The 9,009-nt window shown below is 63.6% G+C and carries 11 protein-coding genes, 1 rRNA gene and 1 riboswitch; of the genes, 7 read left to right on the forward strand and 5 right to left on the reverse strand.

Translation table 11 applies throughout. The features are described from left to right. The 5 genes from CH268_RS25245 to CH268_RS25265 form a co-directional block, all read left to right on the forward strand. On the forward strand, positions 1 to 169 hold a 169-nt coding region (locus tag CH268_RS25245), incomplete at its 5' end, for an integrase core domain-containing protein (RefSeq protein WP_141215147.1). Positions 170 to 231: 62 nt separating this feature from the next. Beyond that, positions 232 to 331, forward strand: a riboswitch (TPP riboswitch). Continuing rightward, positions 325 to 1,047: a TenA family protein gene (locus CH268_RS25250; RefSeq protein WP_094666229.1), complete on the forward strand. Its 723-nt coding sequence runs from the start codon at positions 325 to 327 to the stop codon at positions 1,045 to 1,047. Its footprint overlaps the riboswitch before it by 7 nt. A gap of 23 nt (positions 1,048 to 1,070) precedes the next feature. Then, on the forward strand, positions 1,071 to 2,057 hold the full coding sequence (locus CH268_RS25255; protein ID WP_052073693.1) for an ABC transporter substrate-binding protein: 987 nt from the start codon (positions 1,071 to 1,073) through the stop codon (positions 2,055 to 2,057). Further along, the gene (locus CH268_RS25260; protein WP_094666222.1) at positions 2,035 to 2,871 is read left to right on the forward strand and encodes an ABC transporter permease; all 837 of its coding nucleotides are present in this window, start codon (positions 2,035 to 2,037) and stop codon (positions 2,869 to 2,871) included. The genes CH268_RS25255 and CH268_RS25260 overlap by 23 nt, the downstream gene beginning before the upstream one ends. Further along, positions 2,864 to 3,601, forward strand: a complete 738-nt coding sequence (locus CH268_RS25265) for an ABC transporter ATP-binding protein (RefSeq protein WP_094666223.1) — start codon at positions 2,864 to 2,866, stop codon at positions 3,599 to 3,601. The genes CH268_RS25260 and CH268_RS25265 overlap by 8 nt, the downstream gene beginning before the upstream one ends. A gap of 17 nt (positions 3,602 to 3,618) precedes the next feature. On the opposite strand, the gene CH268_RS25270 is transcribed toward CH268_RS25265, so the two are convergent. Next, the gene (locus CH268_RS25270) at positions 3,619 to 4,881 is read right to left on the reverse strand and encodes an LCP family protein (protein ID WP_094666224.1); all 1,263 of its coding nucleotides are present in this window, start codon (positions 4,879 to 4,881) and stop codon (positions 3,619 to 3,621) included. Positions 4,882 to 4,901: 20 nt separating this feature from the next. Then, complete coding sequence (locus tag CH268_RS25275; RefSeq protein ID WP_094666225.1) at positions 4,902 to 5,558, reverse strand: FMN-dependent NADH-azoreductase; 657 nt, start codon at positions 5,556 to 5,558, stop codon at positions 4,902 to 4,904. Positions 5,559 to 5,623: 65 nt separating this feature from the next. On the opposite strand from CH268_RS25275, the gene CH268_RS25280 reads away from it, so the two are divergent. Then, a complete protein-coding gene (locus CH268_RS25280; RefSeq protein WP_094666226.1) occupies positions 5,624 to 5,986 on the forward strand; it encodes a helix-turn-helix domain-containing protein in 363 nt (120 codons plus the stop codon). A gap of 17 nt (positions 5,987 to 6,003) precedes the next feature. Here the strand turns inward: CH268_RS25280 and CH268_RS25285 are convergent, their stop codons facing one another. Together CH268_RS25285 and CH268_RS25290 are read right to left on the reverse strand one after the other, a co-directional pair. Beyond that, on the reverse strand, positions 6,004 to 6,324 hold the full coding sequence (locus tag CH268_RS25285) for a colicin immunity domain-containing protein (protein ID WP_027497963.1): 321 nt from the start codon (positions 6,322 to 6,324) through the stop codon (positions 6,004 to 6,006). A gap of 230 nt (positions 6,325 to 6,554) precedes the next feature. Further along, on the reverse strand, positions 6,555 to 7,322 hold the full coding sequence (locus CH268_RS25290) for a hypothetical protein (RefSeq protein ID WP_032365542.1): 768 nt from the start codon (positions 7,320 to 7,322) through the stop codon (positions 6,555 to 6,557). A gap of 183 nt (positions 7,323 to 7,505) precedes the next feature. On the opposite strand from CH268_RS25290, the gene CH268_RS25295 reads away from it, so the two are divergent. After that, the gene (locus CH268_RS25295; RefSeq protein WP_027497965.1) at positions 7,506 to 7,790 is read left to right on the forward strand and encodes a GNAT family N-acetyltransferase; all 285 of its coding nucleotides are present in this window, start codon (positions 7,506 to 7,508) and stop codon (positions 7,788 to 7,790) included. Positions 7,791 to 8,915: 1,125 nt separating this feature from the next. On the opposite strand, the gene rrf is transcribed toward CH268_RS25295, so the two are convergent. Beyond that, positions 8,916 to 9,009 (reverse strand): 5S ribosomal RNA (gene rrf, locus CH268_RS25305); the annotation flags it as partial.

Below are 9,009 nucleotides of genomic sequence, written 5' to 3' on the forward strand. Positions count from 1 at the left end.
CAACCAGGAATGGGCCTACGCGAACACCTACCTCTCCGACGAAGCCAGAGCGGCGACCTACCAAGACTGGATCCATCACTACAATCACCACCGACCCCACACAGGCATCGGCGGCAAGTCACCCATCGAGCGACTGACCGTCCACAACGTCCCAGGGAAGAACAGCTAGACCCAGGCCGAGGTGAAGGGGCAGTAACACCGGCACATGGTGACCGGTGTTACTGTCACTGACGTTCTGACACGGGGTGTGTCCGCCGATGCGGATGCTGAGATCAAACCCGCCGAACCTGATGCAGGTAATACTGACGAAGGGATGTCAAGGCGATGACGCCTGTTGTATCTGCGGACCCGGTCCGCTTCACCGATCGACTCTGGGACGCATCCGCGCACATCAGACGCGCGATCGACGATCTCGAATTCCTCCGCCGGCTCGGTGCGGGAACCCTTCCCCTCGACGCGTTCCGTCGATATCTGGAACAGGATTCGCTGTATCTCGGTGGCTACGTGAAGTCGCTGTCCCTGCTGGCAGCGCACGCGCCGACACCGGTGGCCGGAGCTTTCTGGGCCGGCGCTGCAGCGAGCGCGATGGACGAGGCCGCCTCGCACGAGGCCATGCTCACCGGAGACGTTCTTCCGTCCTCCACCGAGAAGCCGACGCCTTCACCGGCATGCCTCGGCTACACCTCCTACCTGACGGCCGTCGCCGCGACCGAGCCGTATCCCGTTGCGGCGGCAGCTGTTCTGCCGTGCTTCTGGATCTACGCCGACGTCGGCCGCTCGCTCGCCGGAGCGGCGACGGCCGTGCTCGCACGCGATCCCGGTCATCCCTACGCACAGTGGGTGGCCAACTACGACGCACCCGAATTCCATGCCATCGTCGATGCCGCAAAGGGCTTCGTCGACGACGCGGCCGACTCTGCGACGGAACTGCAGCGTGAGCAGATGATCGACGCCTTCGTCGTTGCGTCGAGGTACGAATTGATGTTCTGGGACAGCGCATTACACCCCACTCCGTGGCCATCGACCGAGAGCCCGGTGCACGCATGAGAACGTCTCGACTGCTCACGGTGATGGTGGCGACGGTCCTCGCAACCACGGTGATGGCCGGCTGCTCGCAGTCGACGGATTCCGACACCATCCGTTTCGCCCTCGACTGGACTCCCAACACCAATCACACCGGCCTCTACGTCGCCCTTCAGGAGGGCTACTTCGCCGACGCCGGGCTCGATGTGGAAGTACTGCCGTACAACAACACGGCCGCAGACACGCTCGTCGATGCAGGCAACGCCGAATTCGGTATCAGCACCCAGAGTTCGACGGTCTTCGCCAGATCGGCCGGCGCCCGGACCGTGTCCGTCCTCGCACCACTGCAGCACTGGGCCACCGGCATCGGAGTGCGTGCGGATCGGGACGATATCGCGAGCCCACGCGCACTCGACGGCAAGGTCTACGCCGGTTTCGGTGAATCCGGCGAGCAGGCCGGACTCCGCCAGGTCATCGAGAACGACGGTGGCACAGGCGAATACGAGACCGTCGTGCTCGGCACATCGGCCTACGAGGCGGTGTACTCCGGCACTGCGGACTTCACCGTGTCCTACCTCGCGTGGGAGGGCATCGAGGCGGAGCACAGCGGAACGCCGATGAAGTACTTCGATTACACCGATTACGGGTTCCCCGACGCCTACGCCATCACCATCAACGGGAACGAACCGTGGCTGGCCGCACATCCGGACGAGGCGAAGAAGTTCGTGCAGGCGCTGCAGCGTGGCTACCAACTCGCAGCGGACGATCCGGACAGGGCGGCTCAGGATCTGATCGACGCCAATCCCGGTACGTTCACCGACGAGTCGTTGGTGTTCGAGAGTCAGAAGATGCTCGCAGAGAAGTACATGAAGGATTCCGCGGGCGAGGTCGGACGACAGAGCATCGACACGTGGACCGCGTACTCGAAGTTTCTCTACGACAGCGGGGTACTCACCGATCAGAACGGTGCACCGCTGAGCGCCGAACCGGACTGGTCCACCTATTTCACCGATGACTACCTCGGCGATCGATGAGCCGGTGACCGCTGAGCGAGAAACGTTCTCGCTCAGCGGTGTCCGAGCTTCGTTGCGGTGGGCATGGCCCGCGGTGACCGTCGTCGTCCTGTCGATCGCGGTGTGGCAGATTTATGTCGAGGTCAGCGGCATCAGGCCACAGGTACTGCCCTCCCCCGGCCGCGTTCTCACGCAGGGCTGGGCCCAACGCGAGGCGATTTCCGAGAATGCCGCAGCGACACTGCAGGTGACACTCGTCGGTTTCGCAGTCTCTCTCGTGCTGGCCTGGCTGCTCGCCATCGCCGTGGACTTCTCGCCGTGGCTGCGCCGTGCGTTCGTACCCTTGTTCGTCGTCTCGCAGACACTGCCGATCATCGCCATCGCACCGCTGCTCATCATCTGGTTCGGGTTCGGACTGTTACCGAAGATTCTCGTGATCGCACTGGCGACGTTCTTTCCCATGGCCATCGGGCTCATCGAGGGGTTCGCCGCCGCAGATCGCGACGCGCGAGCCCTCCTGGCCACCATGGGGGCCGGCCGCTGGCAGCAGTTCCGCTACGTACGGCTGCCGTCGGCACTTCCTCGATTCTTCACCTCGCTTCGCATCGGCATCACCTACGCCGTCGTCGGTGCGATCTTTGCCGAATACGCAGGAGCCACAGCAGGACTCGGTATCTACATGAGTCAGCAGAAGAATTCGTTCCGTACCGATTTGGTTCTTGCAGCCGTTGCCGTCACCGCGGTGATCAGCGTGCTCCTGTTCGTCTCGACGTTCGTGGTCGAACGCGTCGTCGCCCCGTGGGCACGTCAAGGGTCGGCGGGGCACAATGTCTGATCTCGAGCACAGCATCGACATCTCGGCTCTGAGAAAATCGTTCGGCGGAAAACCGGTACTCGACGGCGTGTCGTTCGGCGTCCGGCCCGGTGAATTCGTGTCGATCATCGGTCCGAGCGGGTCGGGCAAGAGCACGGTGTTCAACATGCTCGCCGGCCTCGATACACCCGATTCGGGCTCGGTCCGAGTCCCGCCGTGCGCGTACATGCCGCAGAAGGACCTGCTGTTCCCGTGGCGATCGGTGCTCGACAACACCTCGCTCGGCCTCGAAGTACAAGGCGTCGCCAAGAAGGAGGCACGAGCGCGGGCACGCGAGTTGTTCCCGGTGTTCGGTCTCGACGGGTACGAGTCCGCTCGCCCGTCCGAACTGTCCGGTGGCATGCGGCAACGAGCAGCACTGCTGCGCACCGTGGTGCAGGGACGGTCGGTGTTGCTGTTGGACGAGCCCTTCGGGGCATTGGACTCGTTGACCCGTAGTGACATGCAGGCCTGGCTGCAGCAGGTCTGGTCGGAGTTCAGGTGGACGGTGCTGATGATCACCCACGACATCCGCGAGGCGGTCTACCTGTCCGATCGGGTTGTGGTCCTCTCGCCACGACCCGCCCACGTTCGACGACAGGTCGACGTACCGCTGCCTCGACCCCGGGAGCTCGAGATCGTGACGACGCCACAGTTCGCCGCCGTCGAGAAGCAGTTGATGGATGTTCTGTCGAGCACGCCGATCCATTGACCGAGTCGATGCAGGGATCAGTCGACGCAGGGGATGCCGCCGTTGCTGTGCACACCCTGATCCGGGGCGGCAGGTAGATCCTGGGACGGCTCGGGTACGGCTACCTCGAGCGGTGGTGGTGCCAAATCCGACGTCGGATCGAGGGCTGCGGGTGTCGGCTGCGCAGGACCGATCAATTGCGCTGCCTCGGCTCTGATGGCGTCGACGTCGACGAGATTGACGTCCTGACCGTCGACGGTGTCGTAGCCCGTGATCGGCAGCGTGTAGAAGTCGATATCACCCTTCATGACGGCACCGGCTCCCCCGGCCAGGCCGATGGGGTCGAGGCCTGCGTCGATGACGATGTCGTTCTTGGTACCCGCAATCAGCGCACGCAATTCGCTGATGTTCGCCAGCACGCCGGATGCGCTGAGCTTGGCCATCACCCCGGCCACGAACGCCTGCTGCCGCTTGGTTCTGTCGAGGTCACCGTTGTCGAGTCCGTGCCGTTGACGCACGAAGGACAACGCCTGAGTCGCGCTCAATTCCTGCGCACCCGCAGGGAAGTCCGCACCCGAGTACGTATCGTGCACCGGGTTGTTCAGGCAGACCTGGATCGGGCCGACTGCCGTCGCCACGTCGTAGAAGCCCAGAAGATTGACTTCCGCGAAGTGATCGATCGGCACATCGAGGAGATCGCGAACGGCCGTCAGCGTCGAGCGGCGGCCCGCCTCGCGTGCCCGACGCTCACGCTCGGCCGCGTCGGTGACACCCTCGTCGAGCAATTGGGTGTCGGCATCGGCCTTGGCGAGCCCGTAGGCCTCCTTGATCTTGCGCTTGCCGTACCCGGGAACGTCGACGTAGTCGTCGCGCGGTATCGACAGCGCTGTCGCTCGTCCACCGCCGGCCGGAAGATGCACCAGCAGAAGCGTATTGGTGTTGTATCCCCCGACGTCGCTGTCACCGGCATGCAGGGTGTCGGTGACGAACGCGGCCGGCAGATCGTTGCCGTCCATGTCCTTACGACTGTCGAGCCCGATCAACAGAATGTTGGTGTCGGCACCGTTGACATCCGGATCGTTGTTCGCGATACCGTCGAGCGCATCGGAGGTGGTCAGTCCGGTGGTTGCCTCCCGGTAGACCGCGAATCCGACGCCACTGACTGCGACGGACGCCACCGCCGCCGTCGCGACGAGCACCCGGCCGATCCGCAGCGCAACAGCGTGGTCGCCGGACGGACGCGCCAACCGGTGGCGTCCTGGTCCACGTTCGATGCCGCTACCAGGGCCGTTCGGTTGCACCCTGACAGGCTACTCGGCTCTCACACGGGCGAGATCGTGCCCAGACGCCGCGCGAGCTCGTCGACGGCCGAGAATGCCGCGTCGAGGCTGGCCCGAGCCTGCGGAATCTTCGGTGCCAGACCGGCAACCCGCTCGGCAAGGGTCAGGTCGATCGGGACGAAATGCACGTCCATGCCCAGTGCAGCGCCGAGAACCTGCCGCAGCTGCCCCGTGGTGTGGTCGATCGACGCTGCCTCCGAGCCCGGGGTGTACTCGTTCCCCCGACTGGTGACCACAACCGCAGGCTTGCCGACGAGTGGTGCTGTGTCGCCGTCGAACGGCACCGTGATGCCGGGAACGTGTACGTAGTCGATCCAGGCCTTCAGCGTCGACGGGATCGACCAGTTGTACATCGGTGCACCGATCAGTACGACGTCCGCGGAGACCAGTTCCTCGATCAGCTCGACTTGTAGAGCCTCGGCTGCCGCGTCCACGGTCTCGTCGGCAGTCCGCAGGTGCGGTGCCCAATGCAGTGCCGAGGTCGGCAGATGCGGCAGAGCGTTGGCGTGCAGATCACGGCGAATCACCGAATGATCGGTTCCGATGCTGTGCCACGCGTCCGAGAAGTGGGCTGTCACCCGACGGCTGATCGAACGGGACAGGTCGGCAGACGAATCCAGGTGCAACAACTGCGGCACTGAAACACTCCTCGGATGGTGGGTGTCCCGAGCCTAGGCGAACCGGACGCTCCTATCCTGGTCGGATGGACTTCCGATTCGTCACCCGCGCGCTGAGTTCGCGCTCCGCCGCACGAATCACGACGGCACTGCACGAGAACGCGGACACGGACGTCGATGTCCGTCTCGGCGGAGAGTCGGTGGACCTGGACGACTCCGCGCGCGCTGCGGTGCTCGAACTGCTCACCCAGCTGGCCACCGCCAGGGCTGTGGCCATCGGAACCGTCGAAGAACTGCTGACGACCTCGCAAGCGGCAGAGGTACTCGGTGTCTCCGACACCTACGTTCGGCGCTTGGCCGACGCCGGAGACCTACCGATCGAAATGCGTGGCACCCACCGACGCTTCCGGCTGGAAGACCTTCTGCGACACCGTGATCGATTTCGCTGACGTGCTGCGGTGGCCGATCAGCCGGCCTCGCGCTCGAACTGCTCGGACTGCAATGTCATGAGGTCACGAAACGCGTGGCCGGCTGCACGCCACAGCTGTTCCGCATCGATGTAGTCCACGCCGCGAAGGTCGACGTCTCCCAGATACGCCCCGACGTCGACCGACAGCATCCCGATCACCGACGACACCTCTGCATCGAGGTACGTCACCCGCGTGTTCTGGAGTTCTCGAAACTGCGTCGAGAAGAACTCCGCCGGAATTCTCCGATCGACGAACTGTGCGATGAGAAAAAGGAAGCGGGACGAATGAGCGGATGCCGCTCGGTATGACTGCTCCATGGTGAATACCTCTCCCCACGGTCGACAGCACCCCTCGCACTGTCGACCGTCGAGCTCGCTGAGACCCGAAACCCGATGCACAGACGAACTCTCGAGCATCGATTCGACCCAGCGATTGAAACAGGGAGCTCGTCGTACAAGCGCCAGGTTAATCAGACACTTCGACGGTTTCCGCACGTTGCGCGAAGTTGGTGAAAGCTCACAAAATCATGGCGTTCACCTGCTAGTTCTTACTGAAAGGAACCGAGAGGGGCGCGATCGGGAGTGTCCAACTGCCAGAACTGCCAGCCGTCCCGCTCCTCGACATCTCCACTGATGTGCGTGGCGACGGCACTGGCGGCGACGGACGGGTTGTCGAAGCGTCGACCCTCCATCGGCCCGGCAGTGATTTCCAGGCGCTGAGTGTGCGGGTCGAATCGCCCGCTGAGCCGGTATCCCTCGCAATCGGCCACCACCCGTACCCGGTTGTCGATCACTTCCTCTTCGACGACGACCTTGGACTTCCGCGTTGCTTTGACCCTGGGCGTGCGAACCCACGTCTGCTCGGGTCCGACGTCGACGGACGTGTCCAGGGTGGCGCTCAGTCCCAGCAGTTCCCAGCGTTCACTGCCGTGAGCCACCCTGTCGACTGCAATGGCGTGATGCCCGGTTCGCGTCCGCAGCGGCGAATCCTGTACCCACAGATCCACTTCTCCACGAATATCCGACGCCATCTCCTCGGAGGACACCATGTAGAACCGCGGTTCCTCGGTTGCCAGGTCCACGAACACCCAGTACGACGACCCCGTGTCGTCGCTCTCGAGCGACTCGTCCTGTCTGCGGGCCTTCCAGTCGCCCGTCACCTTCGATCGCACCCGCACGATGCACGAGGACTTACCGTCCATCGACCAGACCTGAACGGGATTGCGACGCGAGGTGGTCAGACGCTCCGCGCGTCCACCGCGCTGCGCGACGGTTCTGATGAAAGCCTTGATTCCCCGGTCGGATGTGTCTTCCACGGTTTGCCGCCTTAAGCCTCGAGCGCCCCGTACTTATGAAGAGAGGTGTTGCGACGGGTGGCGCTCGCACGACTCGGTTTCCCTCAGCCTACTGCGTCGATGCGTGCTCGAGTAACTACCGGAATTTCGCCGTTCGGCTGCCGGTTACCGTGGAGACATCGAACACTGCCAGGAGGTACCGCAATGCCGGTGACGATCACCCATGACACCGCCGCCCACCGATTCGAGATTCACGTCGACTCGGAGCCGGCCGGGTACTCCGAGTACTTCGAGTCGAACGGCGTCCGAACCTTCCACCACACCGTGACACTGCCTCGGTTCCGCGGCCGAGGGCTGGCCGCCGCGCTCACCGAATACGCCCTCGACGACACCAGCACGCAGGGCCTCCAAGTGGTCCCTGCGTGCTGGTTCGTGCGCGACTTCATCGACGCAGCCGGCGATCGATATTCACATCTGGTCAAACGATGACCGGTCAGCGATGTGCCGAGACGAATCCGGACCCGATACCGGATTCAGAACTGTCACCGTTTCCGACTGTTCCATCGTCGTTCCCAGTGGTTTTCCCGACCGATTCCTGAACAGGCTCGATTTGTTCTTGTGCCGCAACACTTTCCGCAGCCCGCTCGGCTGCTACGCGACGCCGTTCGTAGTTCTCGACACCCCGGGCAACCCGTTGTCGATGTTCACTCAAGACATGTTCGTAGTACATCTGTTCTCCTACAGAAAGAATGGACGCCTCACACGGAGCACAGCCGTGCGGCGCAAAATAGTCGACGCGTCGTTGTCGAGGCTCATCGGCCTCGATCCGCGAAAGCTCTACTCAGAGAGCGTGATCGGCACTAGCCGCGGATCGCGTGTAGACGACGTCCCGGCCTGCGAGCTCGAAATTTGCTGCCATTGTCCACCTCCACGATCGATGCGATGTACCCGTACGACGATCATGCACTGCCGAGGCATCGAACTCCACTGATTAAATTCGGCGCTCGAGAATTGTTGTGCAGCTGGGCGTTCCAGGGGCGCACTCGAACGAGTGGTGGAGTGTGGCCCGACTACTCCGATTCGATCGGTCGGTAGACCTTCCCGGTGTACGCGAACGCGCGCGCGTTTGTCAGGTACGCGCAGTCCGGTGTCGCTGTTCTGCTCGCGTGTGGCAAACGCGCTCGCGTGTGCGAACGGGGTGGGGGTGGCGTCTCAGCGGCCGACACGGCTGGGGATCACCGATCCCCTTTGTCTGCGCGATGCGCTCGCGTATGCGACGGGGGGTGGGTGTTGCGAGTGAACGTCCGGCACTGTCGGAGGCGACGTGGTGCCGGCACCTCAGGTGCTATGCGAATGCGCGCGCGTTTGTCAGGCCGCAGTCTGGTGTCGCTGTTCTGCTCGCGTCCGGCACACGCGCTCGCGTTCGCGGCCCTGGGGCGAGGGGACGAAGGGGCGAGGGGACGAGCGGTCCGTATGGCGAGTGATGGGACTGGGGTGCAGGTGTCGATGCCTGCGCGTTCAGTTCAACGAGAGCGGCGAATACTGTTGTGGGTAGTGGGTTCGAATGCAAAATGCCCCTGACCACGGGTGGTCAGGGGCATTTTGGGATGTTGTGTTCGGCGGTGTCCTACTCTCCCACACCCTGTCGAGTGCAGTACCATCGGCGCTGGAGGGCTTAGCTTCCGGGTTCGGAATGGGACCGGGCGTT

The organism is Rhodococcus sp. 06-1460-1B (assembly GCF_002258475.1).
Classification (GTDB): domain Bacteria; phylum Actinomycetota; class Actinomycetes; order Mycobacteriales; family Mycobacteriaceae; genus Rhodococcoides; species Rhodococcoides fascians.

Coding starts and splice junctions, on each gene's coding strand:
- CH268_RS25250 (WP_094666229.1), top strand. CDS start 325: ATGACGCCTGTTGTATCTGCGGACCCGGTCCGCTTCACCGATCGACTC.
- CH268_RS25255 (WP_052073693.1), top strand. CDS start 1,071: ATGGTGGCGACGGTCCTCGCAACCACGGTGATGGCCGGCTGCTCGCAG.
- CH268_RS25260 (WP_094666222.1), top strand. CDS start 2,035: ATGACTACCTCGGCGATCGATGAGCCGGTGACCGCTGAGCGAGAAACG.
- CH268_RS25265 (WP_094666223.1), top strand. CDS start 2,864: ATGTCTGATCTCGAGCACAGCATCGACATCTCGGCTCTGAGAAAATCG.
- CH268_RS25280 (WP_094666226.1), top strand. CDS start 5,624: ATGGACTTCCGATTCGTCACCCGCGCGCTGAGTTCGCGCTCCGCCGCA.
- CH268_RS25285 (WP_027497963.1), bottom strand. CDS start 6,324: ATGGAGCAGTCATACCGAGCGGCATCCGCTCATTCGTCCCGCTTCCTT.
- CH268_RS25295 (WP_027497965.1), top strand. CDS start 7,506: ATGCCGGTGACGATCACCCATGACACCGCCGCCCACCGATTCGAGATT.